This is a genomic window from Blastococcus sp. SYSU DS0619, from assembly GCF_054051035.1.
Genome location: NZ_JBJHAM010000003.1, coordinates 1 through 22,046, shown reverse-complemented (window position 1 = coordinate 22,046; position 22,046 = coordinate 1). Strand labels below are relative to the sequence as shown.

Sequence of the window (22,046 nt, the reverse complement as noted above, 5' to 3'; positions counted from 1 at the left end):
CGTCTGACAATCTGTCACCGTGTCGACACGACGACGTCTCGCTCTCTCCGCCGCCCTGATCGTGCTGACCGGTCCGGTGCTGGCCGGTTGTTCGGGCAGCAGCGAGGACGACGTGCGCCTGGCCGCGGAGTCCTTCCTCGACGACTGGGCCGCCGGGGACACCGCGGCCGCGGCCGCCGGGACCACCGATCCCGCCGCCGCCACCGCGCTGCTCGAGCAGACGGCCGCTGACCTGCCGGGCGCCGACCTGACCGCGGAGGTCGGTGCGGTGACCGTCGACGACGGCGCCGCCACCGTCGCCTGGACCGCCACCTGGGACCTCGAGGCCGCTCCGGAGTGGAGCTACGACGGCACGTTGCGGGTGCGGGAGGGCGACGACGTGTGGGAGGTCGTCGCGGAGCCGGCGATGGTCCACCCCGAACTGGGGGAGGGGGAGCACCTCGAGCTCGACCGCAGCCTCCCCGAGCGTGCGCCGATCACCGACGCCGCGGGCGCTCCGCTGTTCACCCCGACCGAGGTGGTGAACGTGGGGGTCGACCCCGCGCAGGTCACCGACCTGCCGGCGCTGGCGTCGGCGCTCGGGGCCGCCACCGGCATCGCCCCGGAGGAGATCACCGCCGACGTGCAGGCCGCGCCCGACGGGCAGTTCGTCCCGGTGATCACCCTGCGCCGTCCCGACTTCGAGGCGATCCGGGGCCAGGTCTTCGACCTGCCCGGCGCGGTGTTCCCCACCGAGACCCGGATGCTCGCGCCGAGCGCCCGCTTCGCCGCGGCGCTGCTGGGGCGGGTCGGGGCGGCGACCGCCGAAATCATCGAGGAGACCTCCGAGGAGGGGGAGCCCCGGTACGCCGCGGGGGATCAGCTCGGCCTGTCCGGTCTGCAGCGCGCCTACCAGGACCAGCTCACCGGGACGCCGGGGTTCACCGTCTCGGTGGCCGGGGCCGACGGTGCCACGGGCCGTGAGATCGCCTCGGTCCCCCCGGTCGCGGGGCAGCCGGTGCAGACGCCCCTGGTGCCCGCCGTCCAGACTGCCGCGGACGCCGCCGTCGCGGGGGAGTCCCGGCCCACCCACCTGGTGGCCGTCCGCCCCGGCACCGGCGAGATCCTCGCCGTCTCCTCCAACGAGGTGGCCGACGCCGGCAACGCCCTCCGGGGGCAGTTCCCGCCCGGCTCGAGCATGAAGGCGATCACGGCCACGGCGTTGCTGGCCGCCGGGACGCTCACGCCGTCGACCGCGGTGCCCTGCCCCGCCACGACGACCGTCGAGGGCCGTGAGTTCGAGAACCAGGACCAGTTCGACCTCGGCACCGTCCCGTTCACCGAGGCCTTCGCGCAGTCGTGCAACACCACCTTCATCCAGCAGGGGCTGGCCCTGCCCGACGCCGCGCTGGCCGACGCGGCGGCCGGCTACGGCGTCGGCACGGAGTGGGACCTGCCGGTCGGCATCTTCGGCGGCAGCGTCCCGCGCGACAGCACCGGGACGACGAAGGCGGCCAACGCCATCGGGCAGGGGCAGGTGCTCATGAGCCCGGCGCAGCTGGCGCTCGTCGCCGCAGGCATCGCCGGCGGGACGCCGGTGGCCCCGGTGGAGGTCGTGGGCGCCGAGGCGGCGGGACCGGTGCCGGCCGGACCGGCGGCCGGGGTGCTCGAGGGGCTGCGGCCGATGATGCGGCAGGTCGTGCTGTCGGGGACCGCCACGGCGCTCGCCGACCGCGGCGAGGTGTACGGCAAGACGGGGACCGCCGAGTACGGCACGAACACCCCGCCGGACTCGCACGGTTGGTTCACGGGCTACCAGCTCGGTGGGCCGGCCGGGGACATCGCCTTCGCCGTGCTGGTCGAGGGCGGGCAGTCCAGCAGTGCGGCGGTGGCGGTGACCGATGCGTTCCTGGGCGCGCTGGGCTGAGCCGCCGGCCCGCTAGCCCTGCGGGAGGCCGGGGAACGCGCGGGTGACCTGCGGCTGCCCCGCCGCACCCCGCCAGCCGACGGCCCGCACCTCCGCGGCGCCGAGCACCTCCATCGCCAGCGCGCGGGCAGGACGCTCCGCAGCGCGGTCGAGGACCCGCACCCACGCCGCCGCGACGCCTTCCTCGAGGACGGCGGCGAGCGCCGCCGCGTCGACGGCCGACAGCACCGGGAAGGGCAGCGCGTATCCCGCTTCCGGCAGCGCCGGCTCGGCACCGCGCTCACCGAGGAGCAGGACGAGCTGGTCGCGGACGGCGCGGTGGGCGTTCTCTCCGTCGACCGCGGCAGCCCGCTCGGCGGGGGGCAGCGCTGCCCCGACCACGCCGTACCCCCAGACCGCCGCGTGCTCGGCGGCGAGCGCGGCGTCCAGTGCCGTCGTCTCGGCCTCGGTGGCGGTCGTCGCGTCGTCGTCAGCCATGGCCGGGCTCCCTCATGCCAGTCGTGCCTCGTGGCCGCGCAGGCCCGCGGCGATGGAGCCGAGCAGGGCCGCCCGCCCGCCGGACTGGCCGAGTGCGGCGGCGGCGTGGGAGGAGGCGGCGGCGCCGATCTGCGCCCGCAGCCACGCCTGCCCCTCGCCCGGTGGCGGCGTCCCGGGCGGCGCGGTGGACGAGGGGCTGCTGCCGGGGGCGGCGTCGCGCAGCCGGAGGAGCTGGTCCTGGGCCTGGGTCGCCAGGTCGGGAACGGCCGCGGCCAGCGCGGGATCGGCGGCGAACGCCAGCTCGTAGGCCCGGACGAGCGTCGCCTGCGCCGCGACCTGGGCGGCGAGCTCGTCGGCCTGCTCGCTGGTCACGGTGTCCCGTTCGTCGACCGGGGGCGACGAGGTGCACCCGGCCACCGCGACGGCGAGGCCTGCGGCGGAGGCCGCCAGCAGCGTCCGGCGGGGGAACGCCCGCGGCGCGAGGGGAGGGGTGGGAGACATCGCCCGCCATCCTCTCAGCCGGCACCGTCGGCAGCCGTTCGTGCCGCCGGTCGGGCGTGCCGAGTCGCCCGGTGGTCACCGCACCCCCGCCCGTCCCAACCGCCCCAGCGGGTGCGGGGCCGCGGTGGGCCCCTCCGGTGGCCCCGCGCCGGGCCGGAGCCGCCCGGTGGGCGGTAGCCTGGGCACTTCCCCTCGACACCGGCCCGGCCAGCGACGCAGGTCCACGGCGCCGGGCCGCAGGGGTGCGCGCACGGCATCGTGCGGCCGACCGAGCCTGAGGAGGCACCGTGTCCGCCTCTCGCGGAACCCAACGGAGCGACCCCGCCACCGAACGGCTGGCCGGGTGGATCCAGCCCGTCGTCACGACGGCCGGTTACGACCTCGAGGAACTGGTGGTCACCCCCGCGGGCCGGCGCAGCGTCGTCCGCGTCGTCGTCGACCGTGACGAGGGCGTCACCCTCGACGACATCGCCGAGGTCAGCCGTGCCGTCTCCGAGGTGCTCGACAGCAACGACGACGGGATGGGCCGCACGCCCTACGTGCTCGAGGTGACCAGCCCGGGGGTCGACCGTCCGCTGACCGAGCACCGCCACTGGCGGCGGAACACCGGGCGGCTGGTGGCCGTCGCGGTCGGCCCGGCCGCGGCCACCGAGCAGCTCACCGGCCGGATCACCGCGGTCGACGACGCCGGCGTGACGCTGGCCGTGGAGGCGAAGGGGAAGCCCGGCGCGAAGAAGCGCCCGCCGCAGCCCCGCCAGGTGCCGTGGGCGGAGCTCGGCGCCGGGCGCGTGCAGGTGGAGTTCGGCCGTGCGGAGCCCGCCGGCGACGGCGGGGACGACGACATCGACGACGACATCGACGACGACCTCGCGGACGACACCGCGCAGGACGTCGCGGAGAACGACGCCGCCGAGCTCGAGAGCCTGGACCAGGTCGAGCGCGCGGACGACGACGGAGGAGACAAGTGAACATCGACGTCACCGCGCTCAAGGCGGTGGAGCGGGAGAAGGGCATCCCGGTCGACACGGTGATCGAGGCCCTCGAGACCGCTCTGGTGACCGCGTACCGGCACGCCGAGGGCGCGGCCAAGCACGTGCGCGTGCACGTGGACCGCAAGAGCGGCGAGGTCGCCGTCCTGGCGCAGGAGCTCGGCCCGGACGGCGAGGTCGTCCGCGAGTGGGACGACACCCCCTCGGACTTCGGCCGGATCGCGGCCAGCACCGCCAAGCAGGTCATCGTGCAGCGGCTGCGCGACGCCGAGAACGAGCAGACCTTCGGCGAGTACGTCGGCAAGGAAGGCGACATCGTCAGCGGCATCGTGCAGGCCGACCAGCGCCGCAACGCCAGCGGCGTCGTCATGATCGACATCGGCAAGGTCGAGGCCGTGCTCCCGTCGGCGGAGCAGGTGCCCGGGGAGACCTACAAGCACGGCAGCCGGATCAAGGCATACGTGGTGGCGGTCTCCCGCAGCTTCCGCGGCCCGCAGGTGACGGTGTCTCGGACCCACCCGAACCTGGTCCGCAAGCTCTTCGCGCTCGAGGTGCCCGAGATCGCCGACGGCAGCGTCGAGATCGTCGCCGTCGCCCGCGAGGCGGGGCACCGCTCGAAGATCGCCGTCCGCACCTCGGTGCCCGGGCTGAACGCCAAGGGTTCCTGCATCGGCCCGATGGGGCAGCGGGTGCGCAACGTGATGAGCGAGCTGGACGGCGAGAAGATCGACATCGTCGACTGGTCGGAGGACCCGGCGGACTTCGTCGCCTCGGCGCTGAGCCCGGCCCGGGTGAGCAGCGCCCGGCTCGTCGACCCCCAGGCGAAGGCGGTGCGCGTCGTCGTCCCCGACTACCAGCTGTCGCTCGCCATCGGCAAGGAGGGCCAGAACGCACGCCTGGCCGCCCGGCTGACCGGGTGCCGGATCGACATCCGCAGCGACGCCCAGACCGACGACGCCGACGCGACCCCCTCCCCGGGGGTGGGTCGCCCGCCCCTGCGCTCCGGGCTGCCGCCTCAGCCGGGCGGGGGGCGCGGTGCGCCGCCAGGGGCCCGATCGCAGGCGCCCGCGGGCGGTTCCCGCTCGGCCCCGCGCCGGGCGGAACAACGCGGACCGGCCACGCGCTAGAGTTGCAGATGGCCGAAACCTCGAATCCGGTCCGCACCTGCGTGGGGTGCCGGAAGCGGGCGTCGGTCAACGACCTGCTGCGCGTCGTCGCCGTGGCCGGGGACCTGGTCCCCGATCCGCGGCGGCGGCTCCCCGGTCGCGGTGCCTCGCTGCACCCGACCGCGGAGTGCCTGCGCGCAGCGGAGCGACGCCGGGCCTTCCCGCGGGCGCTGCGCACCAGCGCTCCCGTGGAGGTCGGTCCGCTCCGGGCCCACCTGCTCGACACCTCGTCCTGAGGTGCCGGGGTGGAACCGGACGGGCGACAGCAGTTCTCAGTCGGACCGGCACCAGGCCGGTCCGCACGTCGACAGGACACCGTCGGATGACTCAGCCGTGAAGTTCTCACGATGACCATGCGCCACTAACGACGAGGTCGAGCGGGCAAGCCGCCGGCCTCACCAAGAGGAGACCCGTGCCAGGCAAAGCCCGCGTACACGAACTCGCCAAGGAGTTCGGTGTCGACAGCAAGACCGTGCTCGCCACGCTCAAGGAGCAGGGCGAGTTCGTGAAGTCCGCGTCCTCGACCGTCGAGGCCCCCGTGGCCCGGCGGCTGCGCGAGGCGCTCGGCGCCGCCACCGGTGGCGGCAACGGCGGGGCCGCCCCGCGCCCGAGCGCACCCGCTTCCCGGCCGGCCGCGCCCGCTGCGCCGGCCGCTCCCTCCGCGGCGCCCGCGCCGCAGGCCCCGGCCGCTCCCCAGGCTCCGGCCGCGTCCGCACCGGCTCGTCCGGCCGCTCCGGGCCCGCGCCCGGGTCCGCGTCCCGCGGCACCCGCGCCGCAGCCCCCGGTCCAGGCCCCGGCGCCCCAGGCTCCGGCCGCGCAGGCCCCGGCTCCGGCGGCTCCGCCGCAGCAGCCGTCGGCTCCGCGTCCCGGCGCGCCTCGTCCGGCTCCGGCCGGCGGTGCCACGCCCGGTGGTCCGCGTCCCGGCCCCCGGCCGGCTCCGCGTCCGGGCAACAACCCCTTCAGCAGTGCACCCCGTCCGGCCCCCGCGGCCGGCGGTCCGCGCCCCGGCCCCGCGGCCGGCGGTCCCCGTCCCACCCCCGGTGCCGGCGGTCCCCGTCCGGCGCCCGGTGCCGGCGGTCCCCGTCCGGCCGGGCCCGGTGGCCCGCGTCCCGGCGCCGGTCCGGGCGGTCCCCGTCCCGCGGCCGGTCCCGGCGGTCCGCGTCCCAACCCGGGCATGATGCCGCAGCGCCCGTCGCCCGGCATGATGCCGCCGCGGCCGGCCGGTGGTGGCCGTCCCGGTGGTGGCCCCGGCGGTGCCGGTCGTGGTCGTCCCGGTGGTCCCGGCGGCGGCGGTGGCTTCCGTCCCGGCGGTGGCGGCGGCGCCCCGGGTGCCGGCGCGCCTGCCGGCGGTGGCTTCCGTGGTGGCGGCGGCGGTCGTGGCCGCGGTCGCGGTGGCTCGGGTGCCGGCACGGCCGGTGCTTTCGGGCGTCCCGGTGGCCGGGGTCCGGTCCGCGGGCGCAAGAGCAAGAAGCAGCGGCGTCAGGAGTTCGACTCCATGGCGGCGCCCAGCATGGGCGGCGTCAGCCTGCCGCGCGGCAACGGGCAGACCGTCCGGCTGCCCCGCGGCGCCTCGCTGACCGACCTTGCCGAGCGCATCAACGCCCAGCCCGCCGCGCTGGTCACCGCCCTGTTCCACCTGGGCGAGATGGTCACCGCCACCCAGTCGGTGAACGACGACACGCTGCAGCTGCTCGGTGCCGAGATCGGCTGGGTCATTCAGGTCGTCAGCCCCGAGGACGAGGACCGCGAGCTGCTCGAGACCTTCGACCTCACCTTCGGTGACGAGGAGGGCGACGAGGAGGACTGGTCCGCCCGTCCGCCGGTCGTGACCGTCATGGGTCACGTCGACCACGGGAAGACCAAGCTGCTGGACGCGATCCGGGACGCCAACGTGGTGGCCCGCGAGGCCGGCGGCATCACCCAGCACATCGGCGCCTACCAGGTCGTCACCGAGCTGGAGGGCAACGAGCGCCCGGTCACCTTCATCGACACCCCGGGTCACGAGTCGTTCACCGCGATGCGTGCCCGCGGTGCGAAGGTCACCGACATCGTCATCCTGGTCGTCGCCGCCGACGACGGCGTCATGCCGCAGACGGTGGAGGCGCTCAACCACGCCCAGGCCGCCGAGGTCCCGATCGTGGTCGCGGTGAACAAGGTGGACAAGGAGGGGGCCAACCCCGCCAAGATCCGCCAGCAGCTCACCGAGTACGGCCTGGTCGCCGAGGAGTACGGCGGCGAGACGATGTTCGTGGACGTCTCCGCGATCACCCGTCAGGGCATCGACGAGCTGCTCACGGCGGTCCTGCTGACCGCCGACGCCGAGCTGGACCTGCGCGCCAACACCGAGCAGGACCCGCAGGGTGTGGTCATCGAGGGCAAGCTGGACAAGGGCCGCGGCCCCGTCGCCACGGTGCTCGTCCAGCGCGGCACGCTGCGCCAGGGCGACTCGATCGTGGCCGGCGACGCCTACGGTCGCGTCCGGTCGCTGCTCGACGAGCACGGCAACAAGCTCAAGGAGGCCCTGCCGGCCCGCCCCGTGCAGGTCGTGGGCCTCACCTCGGTGCCCCGCGCCGGCGACACCTTCCTCGTCGTCGACGAGGACCGCGTGGCTCGGCAGATCGCCGACCGCCGCCAGGCCCGCATCCGCAACGCGCAGAACGCCTCCATGCGCAAGCGGATCAGCCTGGAGGACCTCGACGCCGCGCTCAAGGAGACCCGCCAGCTCAACCTGATCATCAAGGGCGACAACTCGGGCACCGTCGAGGCGCTCGAAGAGGCCCTGATGAAGATCGAGATCGACGACGAGATCTCGCTGCGGGTCATCCACCGCGGCGTCGGCGGGATCACCAAGAGCGACATCGACCTGGCGCTGGCCGACGACGTCATCGTCCTGGGCTTCAACGTCCGGGCCGAGGGCCAGGCCACCGAGCTCGCCAACCGCGAGGGGGTGGACGTCCGGTACTACACGGTCATCTACCAGGCGATCGACGAGATCGAGGCCGCGCTCAAGGGCATGCTCAAGCCCGTCTACGAGGAGGTCCAGCTCGGTACGGCGGAGGTCCGCGAGGTCTTCCGGGTGCCGAAGATCGGCAACGTCGCCGGTTCGCTGGTCCGCAGCGGCACGATCGTTCGGAACGCCAAGGCGCGCCTCATGCGTGACGGTGCCGTGGTCGCCGACAACCTGACGGTGGAGTCCCTCCGCCGGTTCAAGGACGACGCGACCGAGGTCCGCGAGGGCTACGAGTGCGGTATCGGCCTGGGGTCGTTCAACGACATCAAGGTCGACGACGTGATCGAGACCTTCGAGATGCGTGAGAAGCCGCGCGACTGAGTGGTCAGCACCTGAGCGGACACCCCACGGCCGGGGAACGACTTCCCGGCCGTGGGGTGTCCGCCGCAGGGCAGGGGGGAAGTGAGATCCGGGTGTTCACCGGCTCGCTGACCGCCGACCTGCTGCTCGGAGACGTCCACTCGCTCAAGGGCAAGCGGGCCGTGGTCCGGCCGATCGTGGCCGAGCTGCGGCGCCGCTTCGCCGTCGCCGCCGCGGAGGTGGGCGACCAGGACCTGCACCGCCGCGTGCAGGTCGGCGTCGCCACCGTCGCGGGGGAGGCCGCCCAGGTCACCGACGTCCTGGACGCCTGCGAGCGGTTGCTGGCCGAGCGGCCGGAGGTGACGCTGCTGTCGACCCACCGGCAGCTGTTCAGCGATACCGATCAATGACCTCGTTCCCCGGCCCGGCTCAGCGCGGGGTCCGGGACGGGGCCGCCCTGTACGTCCGGTGCCCCGCAGGGGGCACTCCTCGAGGAGGTCCTCCGATGGCCGACCCGGCCCGCGCACGCAAGCTCGCCGTGCGCATCCGACAGATCGTGTCCGCCGCGATCGAGTCCCAGATCAAGGACCCCCGCCTGGGCATGGTGACCGTCACCGATGCCCGGGTGACCAGCGACCTCCGCGAAGCCACGGTGTTCTACACCGTCTACGGCGACGACACCCAGATCGCCGACTCGGCCAAGGCGCTCACCAGTGCGACGGGGGTGCTGCGGTCCACCGTCGGCCGGCAGACCGGCATCAAGTTCGTACCGACGCTGGCCTTCGTCGCCGACATCGTCCCGGACACCGCGCGGGAGCTCGAGGAAGCCCTCGAGCGCGCCCGGTACGCCGACGCGGAGCTGGCTCGCGCCCGGGAGGGCGCCACCTACGCCGGCGAGGCCGACCCCTACCGGAAGCCCGCCGAGGACGACGAGGACGACGACCTCGACGGTGCCGCCGCCGGCGAGCCGGACGGCGCCGGAACCGCCGATGACGACGGCGAGGACGCCGCCACCGAGACCAGGAGCGCACTGTGACCGAGAACGACCCTGATCCGTACGAGCCCGACGAGGGCCAGGGCACGTCCGTCCTCGGCGGCAAGCCCGTCCCCGGTGGCGGTGACCCCACCGACGGCGGCAAGCGCGGCCAGATCGGCGAGGTGCCGAGCATCGCCGAGGACGAGCCCGACGACGGCGGTCCCGGCTACCCGGTGGGCGGCGGGGACATCCGCGAGAAGCAGGGCGGTCGGGTGGCCGATCCCGACGCCGGCGCGTGACATCCGCACTCCCGACGGGCAGCTCGGCCGAGGTGCTCGGGCACGCGGCCCGGGCCGCCGCCGCGGTGCTGGCCGAGGCCGCGCGGGCGCGGGCCACCGTGGTCCTCTCCGGCCACGTCCAGCCCGACGCCGACGCCCTCGGCAGCACGCTCGCGCTCGCCGAGGGCCTGCGGCGGCGCGGGGCCCGGGTGCTGGCCACCTTCCCCGGGCCGTTCACCCTCCCGGCCTCGCTCGGCTGGATCCCCGGGGCGGAGGGCCTGGTGCCCTCGGACGCCGTGCCGTCGTCGCCGGACGTCTTCGTCAGCCTCGACGCGGCCTCACCGGGGCGGCTCGGTGAGCTCGCGCCGCTCCTGGACCGCGCCGGGACGTCGGTGGTCGTCGACCACCACGCCACCAACCCCGGCTTCGGCCGCTTACGGCTGGTCGACCCCACGGCACCGGCGACGGTCACGCTGGTGGCCGGCCTCCTCGACGGCCTCGGGGTCGCCCTGGACGCGCAGCTGGCGACCTGCCTCTACGCCGGCCTGGCCGCCGACACCGGCTCCTTCCGGTTCGGCAGCACCCGGCCGGAGACCCACGAGCTGGCCGCCCGGCTGCTGAGCACCGGCATCGACCACGCCGCGATCAGCCGCCGCCTCTTCGACACCGCGCCCTTCGGCTGGCTGGGCCTGCTCTCGGTCGTCGCCGGACGGGCGGTCCTGGAGGCCGGGGTCGGCGCCGGCCTGGTCTGGACCTGGTCGAGCACCGCCGAGGCGGCCGAGCACGGCCTGCCCGGCGAGCAGCTCGAGGCCCTCGTCGACGTGGTCCGGTCGGCGCAGGAGGCCGACGTGGCGTGCGTGCTCAAGGGTCAGGACGACGGGTCGTGGTCGGTCTCCCTGCGCTCGCGCGGGGCCACCGACGTGGCCCGGGTGGCCGTGGCGCTCGGCGGGGGTGGGCACCGCGCCGCTGCCGGCTACACCTCGACGCTCGACCGCGAGCGGACGGTCGCGGCGCTCCGGGACCACCTCACCGCACGCTGACCGGGGCGGACATGGCCATCTCCGCCCCGTCCGGGCGCCGCCCGTCGGTCCTCTCGCTCGCGCTGCCGGCGCTCGTCGTCCTCGCCGCCGAGCCGCTGTACCTGCTGGTCGACACCGCCGTCGTCGGCAATCTCGGCACCGTCGCGCTCGGCGGGCTCGCCGTCGGTGGTGGGCTGCTGGCCTGGGCGGCGGCGCTGCTGAACTTCCTCGCCTACGGCACCACTGCGCGGGCCGCGCGCCGGGCCGGCGCCGGCGACCGTGCCGGGGCGGTGGAGGAGGGCGTGCAGGCCACCTGGCTCGCGCTCGCGCTCGGGGTGCTGGTGCTCCTGCTGTTCCAGCTGCTCGCCGGTCCGCTCACCCGCGCGCTGGCCGGGGGAGCGGGGCCGGTGGCGGAGGCGGGCGAGAGCTGGCTGCGGATCGCGTCGCTGGGCGCGCCCCTGCTGCTGGTGTCGCTGGCCGGCAACGGGTGGCTGCGCGGGGTGCAGGAGCTCCGCCGGCCGGTGCGCTACGTCGTCGCCGGCAGCCTGCTGAGCCTGGTGCTCTGCCCCCTGCTCGTGCACCCGGCCGGCCTCGGCCTGGACGGCTCCGCCGTCGCCAACGTGGCGGGGCAGGCGCTGACCGCCGCGTTGTTCGTCCGGGCGCTGCTCCGGGAGGGCGCCGCCTGGCAGGCCCGGCCCCACGCCATCGCGCGGCAGCTGGTGATCGGCCGCGACCTGCTGCTGAGGGCGGCGGTGCTCCAGCTGTCCTTCCTCGTCGCGGCGGGCGTCGCCGCCCGGGCCGGGACGGCCGCGCTCGGAGCGCACCAGATCGCGCTGCAGCTGTTCTTCTTCCTCGCCCTGGTGCTCGACGCGTACGCGATCGCCGCCCAGACACTGGTCGGCCACGCGCTCGGCGCCGGGCGTCCCGACGACGCCCGCGCGACCGCCCGCCGGGTCGCGGTCTGGGGGCTGGCCACCGGCTGCCTGGTGGCCGCCGTCCTGCTCACGCTGCGCGACGTGCTGCCACCGCTGTTCACCGACGACCCCGCCGTGCTGGCCCAGGCCGCCGTCGTCTGGTGGTTCCTCGCCGGCTTCCAGCCGCTGGCCGGGGTCGTCTTCGCCCTGGACGGCGTGCTGATGGGCGCCGGCGACGTCGGCTACCTGCGGACGGTCACCATCGCGGCCGCGCTCGCCGGGTTCCTGCCGCTGTCCCTGCTCGCGGGCCCACTCGACCTGGGGCTGGCGGGGGTGTGGACGGGGCTCACCCTGTTCATCGGGCTGCGGCTGCTCGCCGTCCTCGTCCGGGTGGCGGGTGATCGCTGGCTCGGGGCGCCTGCGACGGTAGGCACGTGAGCCCCAAGCGCCCTGACGCCGACGTCCCGCCCGGTCTGCTTCTCGTCGACAAGCCGGGCGGCATGACCTCGCACGACGTCGTCGCCCGCGCCCGCCGGGCGCTGTCGGTGCGCAAGGTCGGGCACGCCGGCACCCTCGACCCGATGGCGACCGGTCTGCTGCTCCTCGGGGTCGGCGCGGCGACCCGCCTGCTCGGCCACGTCGGCGGCCACGACAAGACCTACGAGGCCACGATCCGCCTCGGCCAGTCCACGGTCACCGACGACCGCGAGGGGGAGGTGCTGAGCACAGCCTCCACCGCGCACGTCGACGACGACGCCGTCCGCGCGGCGCTGGCCGCCCAGACCGGCCCGCTGCGGCAGGTGCCCTCGTCGGTCAGCGCGGTGAAGGTCGACGGCCGCCGGTCCTACGACCGGGTTCGGGCGGGAGAGACGGTGGAGCTCGAGCCGCGCTCGGTGACCGTGCACCGGCTGGAGGTGCACCGCATCAGCCGGCCGGCTCCGGAGCTGGTCGACGTCGACGTCACCGTCGACTGCACCGCCGGCACCTACATCCGCGCCATCGCCCGCGACGCCGGGGCCGCCCTGGGGGTCGGCGGGCACCTCACCGCGCTGCGCCGCACGGCCTCGGGCCCGTTCACGGTGGCCGAGGCCGGTGTCGTGGAGGACGCCGCGGCCTCGCTCGTCGCCGGCGGTGGACCGGGCTTCCTCGGGCTCACCGCGGCCGCGCTGCTCGTCTTCCCCCCGCGCGCGCTCTCCGCCGAGGAGGCCCGGGCGCTCGGGTACGGGCAGCGCATCCCGGCGACCGGGGCCCCGGGGCTGCACGCCGCCGTCGACCCCGACGGCCGTCTCGCCGCGCTCGTCGAGGACGCCGGACGTACGGCGCGGGTCGCGGTGGGCTTCCCGCCGAGCTGATCGGGGGAGCGGGGCCGGACGCCTGTCCGCTACCGCGGGCCGGAGAGCGCCTTGGCCAGGTGGACGAGCTCGAGCCCGGGGCGGACGGTCTCCCGGTGCGTCTCCGCATAGCCCACCGCCCGGTACAGGCGGAGGTTGGCCTCGCTCAGGTGACCGGTGAAGAGCGTGGCCTGCCGGAGGGTCGTGGCCGCCTCGGCCGCACGCAGCAGCCGGCTCCCGATGCCCTGGCCCTGCAGGTCCGGTGCGACGACCAGACGCCCGATGAGCAACCGCCCTCCCCTCTCGCGGGTCCGCACCGCGCCGACCAGCCGCGGACCGGCCCAGGCGCCGGTGCACCGGCTCGCGGTCAGCTCACCGGCCAGCTCGTCGAGGGTCTGGGTGAGGGCGGGCAGGAACGGGTCGCCGTACAGCTGTGCCTCGGTGACGTAGGCGGCGCGCTGCAGCGTCAGCAGCTCACCGGCCGACTCCGCCGCGACCGGGCGCAGCTCGACGGGCAGGGGGGCGGAGGCGGTGCGGTCGGACGTCACACGGCCAGCGTGCCGCACGGGCGGTTGACCGCCGGGCGGCACGGGAAGGTGAGGGCCATGAGCGTCGTGAAGATCAACGCGATCACCGTGCCGAAGGACAAGCAGGACCGCTTCGAGGAGCGGTTCCGCGGGCGCGCCGGGGCTGTCGAGAGCACCCCCGGCTTCGAGTGGTTCGAGCTGCTGCGCCCGGTGGAGGGCACCGACCAGTACCTGGTCTACACCCGGTGGAGCAGCGTGGAGGCCTACGAGGCCTGGCAGTCGAGCCAGGACTTCGACCGGGCCCACGACGGCGGCGGTGACACCCTCGCCTCGGCCGCCCCGCACTCGGCGCACGTGTGGACCTACGAGGTGCTCGAGTACGCCGGCCCCAAGGCCAACCAGGACCACCAGCAGAACCAGGCGTGACCGTGGCCGGCCGGCCGGCCCGCACCGCGGCCGGCCGGCCCCGGAGCAGCAGGACGCCGAAGCCAACGTCGGCCGGCGGGTCGAGCGCGAGGGTGGTCAGGACGACCGCCGGCCCGGCCGCCCGGGACCGTCGGTGCTCCACCGGCGGCTCCCGCCCGGGGGCGCGGGCTAGGGTGAGCGGGCGGATCCGGCGACCGCCGGCCCCGCCCGAACACGCGCCCGCCAGGTAGGAGCCATGACCGACACGCTCTCCGACAGCCGAACCACGTCCCGGACGTTCGTCGAGGGCGTGCCGGTGGTCGTGGAGGACGTGCAGCGTCGTTCCACCACCGAGCGCGAGGAGCTGCTGGCCGACCCGGGCTTCGGCCGCTACTTCACCGACTCGATGTTCGTGGCCCGGTACCAGGTCGGCCGCGGCTGGTACGACGCCCGGCTCACGCAGTACGGGCCGCTGCCGATGGACCCCGGCACCGCGGCCCTGCACTACGCCCAGTCGATCTTCGAGGGGCTCAAGGCCTACGCCCAGCCGGACGGCAGCGTGGCCACCTTCCGACCCGAGGCCAACGCCGCCCGCTTCGTCCGCAGCGCCGAGCGGCTGGCGATGCCGCCGGTGCCGGAGGAGGGGTTCCTCGCCGCCGTCGACGCGCTCGTCGACGCCGACCGCGCGTGGGTCCCGACCGGGCCGGACCAGACGCTGTACCTGCGCCCGTACCAGTTGGCCAGCGAGTCCTTCCTCGGCGTCCGGCCGGCGCACGAGTACCTCTTCCTCGTCATCGCCAGCCCGGCCGGCGCCTACTTCCCGCGCGGCGTGCACCCGGTGTCGGTCTTCGTCTCCGAGGACTACGTGCGGGCCGCCCCCGGCGGGACCGGCGACGTGAAGTGCGCCGGCAACTACGCCGCCAGCCTCCGACCCCAGCAGCAGGCCGGCGAGCTCGGCTGCGACCAGGTCGTCTACCTCGACGCCGTGGAGCGGCGCTACATCGAGGAGCTGGGCGGGATGAACCTGTTCTTCGTCCTGGGCTCCGGCGAGGACGCCGAGCTGGTCACCCCCGAGCTCTCCGGCACGCTGCTGCCGGGCATCACCCGCGACTCGCTGATCACCGTCGCCCGGGAGCGCGGGCACCGGGTGACCGAGCGGAAGGTGACCCTCGACGAGTGGCGCAGCGGCGCGCTCGACGGCTCGATCACCGAGACCTTCGCCTGCGGCACGGCCGCCGTGATCACCCCGGTCGGCCAGATCCGCGCCGGCACGGGTGACTTCACCGTGGGCAACGGCGAGCCCGGTCCGGTCACCATGCGGCTGCGCGAGGCGCTGCTCGACATCCAGCACGGGCGGGTGGCCGACACCCACGGCTGGCTGCACCGGGTCTCCTGACCGGGCGGGGAGCGGGTCGCGTGCTGCGCTGGCGGGGGCTCGAGGCCACCCCGGGGGACCTCGGCCGGACCGTGGTCACCGTCGGGATGTACGACGGCGTGCACAGCGGGCACCAGAAGCTGATCGGGGCCGCCGTGGCGCGGGCCCGGGCCATGCGTCGTCCGTGCCTGCTGCTGACCTTCGACCCGCACCCGGCCGAGGTGGTCCGCCCCGGCTCGCACCCGGCCATCCTCACCTCGCTCGACCGGAAGGCCGAGCTGGTCGCGGAGCTGGGTGTCGACGCCATGTGCGTGCTGCCGTTCACCGCCGAGTTCATGAAGCTGCCGCCGGAGACCTTCACCCACACGGTGCTGGTCGAGCGGCTGCACGCGGCGCAGGTGGTCGTGGGGGAGAACTTCACCTACGGCCACCGCGCCTCGGGCACGGTGGCGACCCTCACCGCGGAGGGGCGCCGCTTCGGTTTCGCCGTGGAGGGCGTGCCCCTGGCGCAGGACTCGTCGGAGGACGGCGAGGTGACCATCTCCTCCACCTACATCCGCGCCTGCGTCGCGGCGGGCGACATGGTGCCCGCGGCGCGCGCGCTCGGCCGGCCGCACCGGGTCGACGGCGTCGTCGTCCGCGGGGACCGCCGGGGTCGGGACCTCGGCTACCCGACGGCCAACGTGGAGACCCCGGCCTACACGGCCATCCCGGCCGACGGCGTCTACGCCGGGCACCTGGTCACCCGCGATCCGCGCAGCGGCGCCAGCCGGGAGCGGTTCCCGGCCGCCATCTCGGTGGGGACCAACCCGACCTTCCAGGGCAGCCGGCGCACGGTGGAGGCCTTCGTCCTGGACTACGACGGCGACCTCTACGGCGAGCACGTGGGCGTGGAGTTCGCCCGGCGGCTGCGGCCGATGGCCGCGTTCGCCGACGTCGACGGACTGCTGGCCGCCATGGCCCAGGACGTCGCGGACACCCGCCAGGTCCTGGGCCTGCCGACCTGACCGGCCGGGGGACGGCGTAGAGTGATCCCCGGCCGTGCCAGCACGGCTGTGTGAAGCCTGCCCTCGTGAGTCAGACCGGGGGCCACACGACATCCGCCCAGGAGGCGAACCATGGCGCTCGACAGCGCGATCAAGCAGCAGATCATGACCGACTACGCGACGGTCGAGAAGGACACCGGTTCGCCCGAGGTGCAGGTCGCCATGCTGACCCGCCGGATCAGCGACCTGACCGAGCACCTGAAGATGCACAAGCACGACCACCACAGCCGGCGGGGACTGCTCCTGCTGGTCGGCCGGCGTCGCCGGCTGCTGAACTACCTGGCGAAGACCGACATCAACCGGTACCGCTCGCTGATCGAGCGGCTCGGCCTGCGCCGCTAGCACGTCGAGGGGACCGCTCCGGATCGCTCCGGGACGGTCCCCTCTCTCGTACGGCACCCGCCGTCCGAGTCAGAGGCCCCCGGCCGACCGCCCCCGCGAAGGGCCGGTCCTCGGTAGTGGCCCCCGGGACGCATCGCTTCCTCCTCGCAGGGGAACAGCACGCCCGAGGGCTTCGATCGAAGACCGGTCGCCCCCGGAACGCAGGTCGGCGCGAGGCGCCGCAAGAGGAACGTCGCGGTATGCGACGAAGAGAGAAGGACAGATGTCCGCACCCACCACGCAGGGCAGCATCGCTGCCGAGTTCGACCCCGAGGACGGGGTCACCACCGCCACCGCGGTGATCGACAACGGGAGCTTCGGCAGCCGCTCGGTCACCTTCGAGACCGGTCGGCTCGCCCGCCAGGCCGCCGGCTCCGTCGTCGTCACGATGGGCGACACCATGCTGCTGTCGGCCACCACGGCCGGCCGCCAGCCCAAGGAGCAGTTCGACTTCTTCCCGCTGACGGTCGACGTCGAGGAGCGGATGTACGCCGCCGGGCGCATCCCGGGCTCGTTCTTCCGCCGCGAGGGCCGGCCGTCGGAGGACGCGATCCTCACCTGCCGCCTCATCGACCGGCCGCTGCGCCCGACCTTCGCCAAGGGCCTGCGCAACGAGGTCCAGGTCGTCATCACCGTCATGTCGCTGGACCCCGAGCACCTCTACGACGTGCTCGCGATCAACGGTGCCTCGGCGTCCACCCAGCTGTCCGGCCTGCCGTTCTCCGGCCCCGTCGGCGGCACCCGGGTCGCGCTGATCAACGGCCAGTGGGTCGGCTTCCCGACGCAGACCGAGCTCGAGGACGCCGTCTTCGACATGGTCGTGGCCGGGCGGGTCCTGCCCGACGGCGACGTCGCGATCATGATGGTCGAGGCCGAGGCCACCGAGAAGACCATCGCGCTGGTCGCCGGCGGCGCCCCCGCCCCGACCGAGGAGATCGTGGCCCAGGGCCTCGAGGCGGCCAAGCCGTTCATCAAGGCGCTGTGCGAGGCGCAGGCCGCCGTCGCCGAGAAGGCCGCCAAGCCGGTCGCCGACTTCCCGCGCTTCCTGGACTACCAGGACGACGTCTACGCCGCCGTCGAGGCGCAGGTCGGCGACAAGCTCGCCCAGGCCCAGCAGATCGCCGGCAAGCAGGAGCGCGAGGACGCCACCGACGTGCTCAAGGACGAGGTCAAGGCAGCGCTCGCCGGTCAGTTCGAGGGCCGGGAGAAGGAGATCTCCGGTGCCTTCCGCGCGCTGACCAAGAAGGTCGTCCGGCAGCGCATCCTGCGCGACAAGGTCCGCATCGACGGCCGGGGCCTCACCGACATCCGGCCGCTCTCGGCCGAGGTCGAGGTCATCCCGCGGGTGCACGGCTCGGCGCTGTTCGAGCGCGGCGAGACCCAGATCCTGGGTGTCACCACGCTGAACATGCTCCGCATGGAGCAGCAGCTCGACACGCTCTCGCCGGTCAGCCGCAAGCGCTACATGCACAACTACAACTTCCCGCCGTACTCCACCGGTGAGACCGGTCGCGTGGGTTCGCCCAAGCGCCGCGAGATCGGCCACGGCGCGCTCGCCGAGCGGGCGCTGCTGCCGGTGCTGCCCGACCGCGAGGAGTTCCCCTACGCGATCCGGCAGGTGTCGGAGGCGCTGGGCTCCAACGGCTCGACCTCCATGGGCTCGGTCTGCGCCTCGACGCTGGCCCTGCTCAACGCCGGTGTGCCGCTGCGCGCCCCGGTCGCCGGCATCGCCATGGGCCTGGTGTCCGACGAGGTGGACGGCAAGACCGAGTACGTCGCGCTGACCGACATCCTCGGCGCCGAGGACGCCTTCGGTGACATGGACTTCAAGGTCGCCGGCACCAAGGACTTCGTCACGGCCCTCCAGCTGGACACGAAGCTCGACGGCATCCCCTCCGACGTCCTCGCCGGTGCGCTGACCCAGGCCCGCGCGGCCCGGCTGCACATCCTCGACGTCATGGGCGAGGCCATCGACGGCCCCGACGAGATGAGCCCGTTCGCCCCGCGGGTGACCACGGTGCGCATCCCGGTCGACAAGATCGGTGCGGTCATCGGCCCCAAGGGCCAGATGATCAACGCGATCCAGGACGAGACCGGCGCCGACATCACCATCGAGGACGACGGCACGATCTACGTCGGCGCGTCCGACGGCCCCTCGGCGCAGGCCGCGGTGGACCGGATCAACGCCATCGCCAACCCGCAGATGCCGAAGGTCGGCGAGCGGTTCCTCGGCACGGTCGTCAAGACCACGCCGTTCGGCGCCTTCGTCTCCCTGCTCCCGGGCAAGGACGGCCTCGTGCACATCAGCAAGCTCGGTGGCGGCAAGCGCATCGGCAAGGTCGAGGACGTCGCGAACGTCGGCGACAAGATGCAGGTCGAGATCACCGACATCGACGCCCGCGGGAAGATCAGCCTCGCGCCGGTCTCCGCCGAGGGTGCCGACACGTCCGCCGAGGCTCCGGCCGAGGCCGCCCCTGCGGGTGAGTGACCACGACTGATCTGATCCGGGCCGGGGCGGGTGCTGATGCACCCACCCCGGTTCCCGTAGGGACGACCGCCCTGCTCGACCTCGACGAGGTCGGGGGGCGGGTGGAACGCACCGAGCTGCCCGGGGGCCTGCGGGTGCTCACCGAGACGATGCCGGGTGTGCTGTCGGCGACGCTCGGCATCTGGGTGGGCGTGGGCTCGCGGGACGAGACGCCGGCGGTCGCCGGCTCGTCGCACTTCCTCGAGCACCTGCTGTTCAAGGGGACGACGTCACGCGGTGCGCTCGAGATCGCGACGGCCATGGACGCGGTCGGCGGTGAGATGAACGCCTTCACCGCCAAGGAGCACACCTGCTACTACGCGAACGTGCTCGCCAGCGACCTGCCGCTCGCGGTGACGCTGCTGGCCGACCTGGTCACCGACGCGACCAACACCGCGGCCGACCTGGAGTCGGAGCGGACGGTGGTGCTCGAGGAGATCGCCATGCGCGACGACGAGCCCGGCGACGCCGTGCACGACCTGTTCGCCGAGACCCTGTACGGCGACACCTCGCTCGGCCGCTCGGTGCTGGGCACGATCGAGTCCATCGAGGGGCTCACGCGGGACGACGTCGACGGTTGGTACCGCTCCCGGTACGCGATGCCCTCGATCGTGGTGACCGCGGCCGGGCGGGTGGACCACCAGCAGGTGCTCGAGCTGGTGAACGCCGCCTTCGGGGACCGGCTCTCCGGCAGCCGCCGTCCTGCGCCGCTGCGCACCGGGGACGTGGAACTGGTGCGGCCGGCGCGGTCCACGGGCCTGATCTCCCGGCGGACCGAGCAGACGCACCTGCTGCTCGGGACGCCGGCCATGGGCCGGCAGGACGAGCGCCGCTACGTGGCCGCGGTCCTGGACGCCGCCGTCGGTGGCGGGATGAGCTCCCGGCTGTTCCAGGAGATCCGCGAGAAGCGGGGCCTGGTGTACAGCGTGGGCTCGGCGCTCACCCACTACGCCGGCGCCGGGGCGTTCTCCGTCTACGCCGGCTGCTCGAAGAAGCGGGTGCCCGAGGTGCTGCGGCTGGTCCGGGCGGAGCTCGGGCGGGTGGCCGCCGACGGGCTCACGACCGAGGAGGTCGCCCGGGCGCGTGGCCAGCTGAAGGGTGGCCTGGTCCTGGGGCTCGAGGACACCGGGTCCCGGATGAGCCGCCTGGGCAAGAGCGAGCTGTCCTACGGTGAGTACGTGCCGGTACGGGACGTCCTCGCCCGCATCGAGGAGGTCGACGAGGGCCAGGTGCGGTCGGTGGCCGCCGAGCTGTTCGGCCAGGAGACCTGCCTGGCCGTCGTGGGGCCCTACCGCGAGTCCGACCTCGACCGGCTCTGAGGACCGGGTGACCGCCGTCGGGGGTGCGCTCGCCCGCGCCGTCTTCGCCCTCGCCGTCGCGGTGTCGCTGGTGGTCCTCTTCGCCCCGGGGTCGGACGTGCCCTCGGCTCCGCCCGGGGTGGACAAGGTCGTCCACCTGCTCGTGTTCGCCGGCCTGGCGGTCACGGGGAGGTGGGCGGGCGTCCCCCTGGCCCCGCTCGCGGTGGCGCTCGTGCTCTACGCGGCGGGCAGCGAGCTGGTCCAGGGGCTGACCCCGCTCGCCCGCTCGGCGTCGGTGGTCGACGCCGCCGCGGACCTGGTCGGCGTCGCGGTGGGCCTCGCGCTCTGGAGCTGGCGGGCCCGCCGGGCACGCTGATCCACGGGCTGCCTTGCGTCGTGGCCGTCGGCCGGGAAACCTGACCGGGTGACCACGAGTGCGTCCGACCTCCAGCCCGGCTCTCCCGACCGCGACGCGTCGCTGATCCCGGTGGGGGTGCTCGGCGCCCGCGGCCGGATGGGCACCGAGGTGGTCAAGGCGGTGAACAGCGCCGAGGACCTGGAGCTCGTGGCCATGGTCGACGACGGCGAGTGGCTGTTCAACGTGGCGGATGCCGGCGCCCAGGTGGTCGTCGACTTCACCCGGCCCGACGTGGTCATGGACAACATCCGGTTCTGCATCGACAACAACATCCACTGCGTGGTGGGCACCACCGGCTTCGACGACGCCCGGCTGGCGACGGTGGCGGAGTGGCTGGAGCCCAAGCCGGAGCTCGGCGTCGTCATCGCCCCGAACTTCGGCATCGGCGCCATCCTGCTGATGCGCTTCGCCCAGGAGGCGGCCCGCTTCTTCCCCTCCGTCGAGGTGGTGGAGCTGCACCACCCGAACAAGGTGGACGCACCGTCGGGGACGGCGGTGCGCACGGCCCGCCTCGTGGCGGCCGCCCGCCGCGCAGCCGGATTGCCCCCTGCTCCGGACGCCACCTCCGACGAGCTGCCCGGCGCCCGGGGTGCGGACGTCGAGGGCGTGCCGGTGCACGCCGTCCGGCTCGCCGGCCTGGTGGCGCACCAGGAGGTGCTGCTCGGCGCAGCGGGGGAGACGCTGACCCTGCGGCACGACTCCTACGACCGGGCCTCGTTCATGCCCGGTGTCCTGCTGGCGGTCCGGGAGATCAGCCGGCGTCCGGGCCTCACCGTCGGCATCGACAGCCTCCTGGGGCTCTGACCCGCTCCCCAGCCGCGGTCCGGCTCCCGGGGACCGTGGGCACGCGGCCCGCCCTGCGCCCGGCGTGAACGGTGGGTGTCGGGGGTGTGGCGGTCGCGTGGCGGGGGTCACGGAGGGGCGGGTTGCACGGGGCCGCGGGGGGCGTGTAACTTTCTCTTTGCGCCGCGCGGCCCGGAAGGGCCGCCGGACCAGCCCCCGCTAGACGGGCTGCTGGAAACCGGCGTAGAGTTGGACATCCAGCCAGGGACGAAGCCCGGAAGGGCCGGTTCTCTGCGCGTCCGCTCCTTGAGAACTCAACAGCGTGCCGAAAGTCAGTGCCAAGTAATACCCCGTGCCCTGGCCACTGTGTGGTTGGGGCTGGGATTCCTTTGGTTGATTGATATCGCGAGTGTCAGCTC

Annotated in this window: 22 protein-coding genes and 1 pseudogene; 20 read left to right on the top strand and 3 right to left on the bottom strand. The window is 74.5% G+C overall.

Annotated elements, in window-relative coordinates:
* The first annotated feature begins 19 nt into the window (after positions 1 to 19).
* Entirely contained in the window at positions 20 to 1,906 is a 1,887-nt protein-coding gene (locus ACI79T_RS04940) for a penicillin-binding transpeptidase domain-containing protein (protein ID WP_456608935.1), read from the top strand.
* A gap of 12 nt (positions 1,907 to 1,918) precedes the next feature.
* On the opposite strand, the gene ACI79T_RS04935 is transcribed toward ACI79T_RS04940, so the two are convergent.
* Positions 1,919 to 2,383: a ferritin-like domain-containing protein gene (locus ACI79T_RS04935; RefSeq protein ID WP_456608934.1), complete on the bottom strand. Its 465-nt coding sequence runs from the start codon at positions 2,381 to 2,383 to the stop codon at positions 1,919 to 1,921.
* A gap of 12 nt (positions 2,384 to 2,395) precedes the next feature.
* Entirely contained in the window at positions 2,396 to 2,884 is a 489-nt protein-coding gene (locus ACI79T_RS04930) for a hypothetical protein (RefSeq protein ID WP_456608933.1), read from the bottom strand.
* A 287-nt stretch (positions 2,885 to 3,171) separates the two neighbouring features.
* Between ACI79T_RS04930 and rimP the strand changes: the two genes are divergently transcribed.
* From rimP to truB, 11 genes and pseudogenes are all read left to right on the top strand, one after another.
* A complete protein-coding gene (gene rimP, locus ACI79T_RS04925) occupies positions 3,172 to 3,852 on the top strand; it encodes a ribosome maturation factor RimP (RefSeq protein WP_456608932.1) in 681 nt (226 codons plus the stop codon).
* Positions 3,849 to 5,000 carry a transcription termination factor NusA gene (gene nusA, locus ACI79T_RS04920; protein WP_456608931.1) on the top strand — a complete coding sequence of 384 codons (1,152 nt, stop codon included), beginning with the start codon at positions 3,849 to 3,851 and terminating at the stop codon, positions 4,998 to 5,000. Before rimP ends, nusA begins: the two co-directional genes overlap by 4 nt.
* An 8-nt stretch (positions 5,001 to 5,008) precedes the next feature.
* Entirely contained in the window at positions 5,009 to 5,275 is a 267-nt protein-coding gene (locus ACI79T_RS04915; protein WP_456608930.1) for a YlxR family protein, read from the top strand.
* Positions 5,276 to 5,451: 176 nt separating this feature from the next.
* A pseudogene (locus tag ACI79T_RS04910) lies at positions 5,452 to 5,595 on the top strand (translation initiation factor IF-2 N-terminal domain-containing protein); the annotation flags it as partial.
* 939 nt (positions 5,596 to 6,534) lie between these two features.
* Complete coding sequence (gene infB / locus ACI79T_RS04905; RefSeq protein WP_456609301.1) at positions 6,535 to 8,370, top strand: translation initiation factor IF-2; 1,836 nt, start codon at positions 6,535 to 6,537, stop codon at positions 8,368 to 8,370.
* Positions 8,371 to 8,462: 92 nt separating this feature from the next.
* Positions 8,463 to 8,759: a DUF503 domain-containing protein gene (locus tag ACI79T_RS04900; protein WP_456608929.1), complete on the top strand. Its 297-nt coding sequence runs from the start codon at positions 8,463 to 8,465 to the stop codon at positions 8,757 to 8,759.
* 95 nt (positions 8,760 to 8,854) lie between these two features.
* Complete coding sequence (rbfA, locus tag ACI79T_RS04895; protein WP_456608928.1) at positions 8,855 to 9,385, top strand: 30S ribosome-binding factor RbfA; 531 nt, start codon at positions 8,855 to 8,857, stop codon at positions 9,383 to 9,385.
* Entirely contained in the window at positions 9,382 to 9,624 is a 243-nt protein-coding gene (locus ACI79T_RS04890; protein ID WP_456608927.1) for a hypothetical protein, read from the top strand. The genes rbfA and ACI79T_RS04890 overlap by 4 nt, the downstream gene beginning before the upstream one ends.
* Complete coding sequence (locus tag ACI79T_RS04885) at positions 9,621 to 10,643, top strand: DHH family phosphoesterase (protein WP_456608926.1); 1,023 nt, start codon at positions 9,621 to 9,623, stop codon at positions 10,641 to 10,643. The genes ACI79T_RS04890 and ACI79T_RS04885 overlap by 4 nt, the downstream gene beginning before the upstream one ends.
* Before the next feature lie 11 nt (positions 10,644 to 10,654).
* The gene (locus ACI79T_RS04880; RefSeq protein WP_456608925.1) at positions 10,655 to 11,974 is read left to right on the top strand and encodes an MATE family efflux transporter; all 1,320 of its coding nucleotides are present in this window, start codon (positions 10,655 to 10,657) and stop codon (positions 11,972 to 11,974) included.
* Positions 11,971 to 12,888: a tRNA pseudouridine(55) synthase TruB gene (gene truB / locus ACI79T_RS04875; RefSeq protein ID WP_456608924.1), complete on the top strand. Its 918-nt coding sequence runs from the start codon at positions 11,971 to 11,973 to the stop codon at positions 12,886 to 12,888. The genes ACI79T_RS04880 and truB overlap by 4 nt, the downstream gene beginning before the upstream one ends.
* A gap of 29 nt (positions 12,889 to 12,917) precedes the next feature.
* Here truB and ACI79T_RS04870 read toward each other — a convergent pair whose 3' ends face one another.
* Positions 12,918 to 13,415 (bottom strand): GNAT family N-acetyltransferase, encoded by a 498-nt coding sequence (locus ACI79T_RS04870; RefSeq protein WP_456608923.1) that lies wholly within the window; start codon positions 13,413 to 13,415, stop codon positions 12,918 to 12,920.
* A 57-nt stretch (positions 13,416 to 13,472) separates the two neighbouring features.
* Here ACI79T_RS04870 and ACI79T_RS04865 point away from each other — a divergent pair, with 57 nt between their 5' ends.
* The 8 genes from ACI79T_RS04865 to dapB all read left to right on the top strand — a co-directional run bounded on the left by ACI79T_RS04865 (position 13,473) and on the right by dapB (position 21,648).
* A complete protein-coding gene (locus tag ACI79T_RS04865; RefSeq protein ID WP_456608922.1) occupies positions 13,473 to 13,820 on the top strand; it encodes an antibiotic biosynthesis monooxygenase family protein in 348 nt (115 codons plus the stop codon).
* A gap of 235 nt (positions 13,821 to 14,055) precedes the next feature.
* A complete protein-coding gene (locus tag ACI79T_RS04860) occupies positions 14,056 to 15,195 on the top strand; it encodes a branched-chain amino acid aminotransferase (RefSeq protein ID WP_456608921.1) in 1,140 nt (379 codons plus the stop codon).
* A 20-nt stretch (positions 15,196 to 15,215) separates the two neighbouring features.
* Entirely contained in the window at positions 15,216 to 16,181 is a 966-nt protein-coding gene (locus tag ACI79T_RS04855) for a bifunctional riboflavin kinase/FAD synthetase (RefSeq protein ID WP_456608920.1), read from the top strand.
* Positions 16,182 to 16,292: 111 nt separating this feature from the next.
* Positions 16,293 to 16,562, top strand: coding sequence for a 30S ribosomal protein S15 (rpsO, locus tag ACI79T_RS04850; protein ID WP_456608919.1), 270 nt, complete (start codon positions 16,293 to 16,295; stop codon positions 16,560 to 16,562).
* 262 nt (positions 16,563 to 16,824) lie between these two features.
* On the top strand, positions 16,825 to 19,089 hold the full coding sequence (locus ACI79T_RS04845; RefSeq protein ID WP_456608918.1) for a polyribonucleotide nucleotidyltransferase: 2,265 nt from the start codon (positions 16,825 to 16,827) through the stop codon (positions 19,087 to 19,089).
* Positions 19,086 to 20,447: a M16 family metallopeptidase gene (locus ACI79T_RS04840; protein WP_456608917.1), complete on the top strand. Its 1,362-nt coding sequence runs from the start codon at positions 19,086 to 19,088 to the stop codon at positions 20,445 to 20,447. Before ACI79T_RS04845 ends, ACI79T_RS04840 begins: the two co-directional genes overlap by 4 nt.
* Before the next feature lie 7 nt (positions 20,448 to 20,454).
* A complete protein-coding gene (locus tag ACI79T_RS04835; RefSeq protein ID WP_456608916.1) occupies positions 20,455 to 20,802 on the top strand; it encodes a VanZ family protein in 348 nt (115 codons plus the stop codon).
* 48 nt (positions 20,803 to 20,850) lie between these two features.
* Positions 20,851 to 21,648 (top strand): 4-hydroxy-tetrahydrodipicolinate reductase, encoded by a 798-nt coding sequence (gene dapB, locus ACI79T_RS04830; RefSeq protein ID WP_456608915.1) that lies wholly within the window; start codon positions 20,851 to 20,853, stop codon positions 21,646 to 21,648.
* Positions 21,649 to 22,046: the final 398 nt, after the last annotated feature.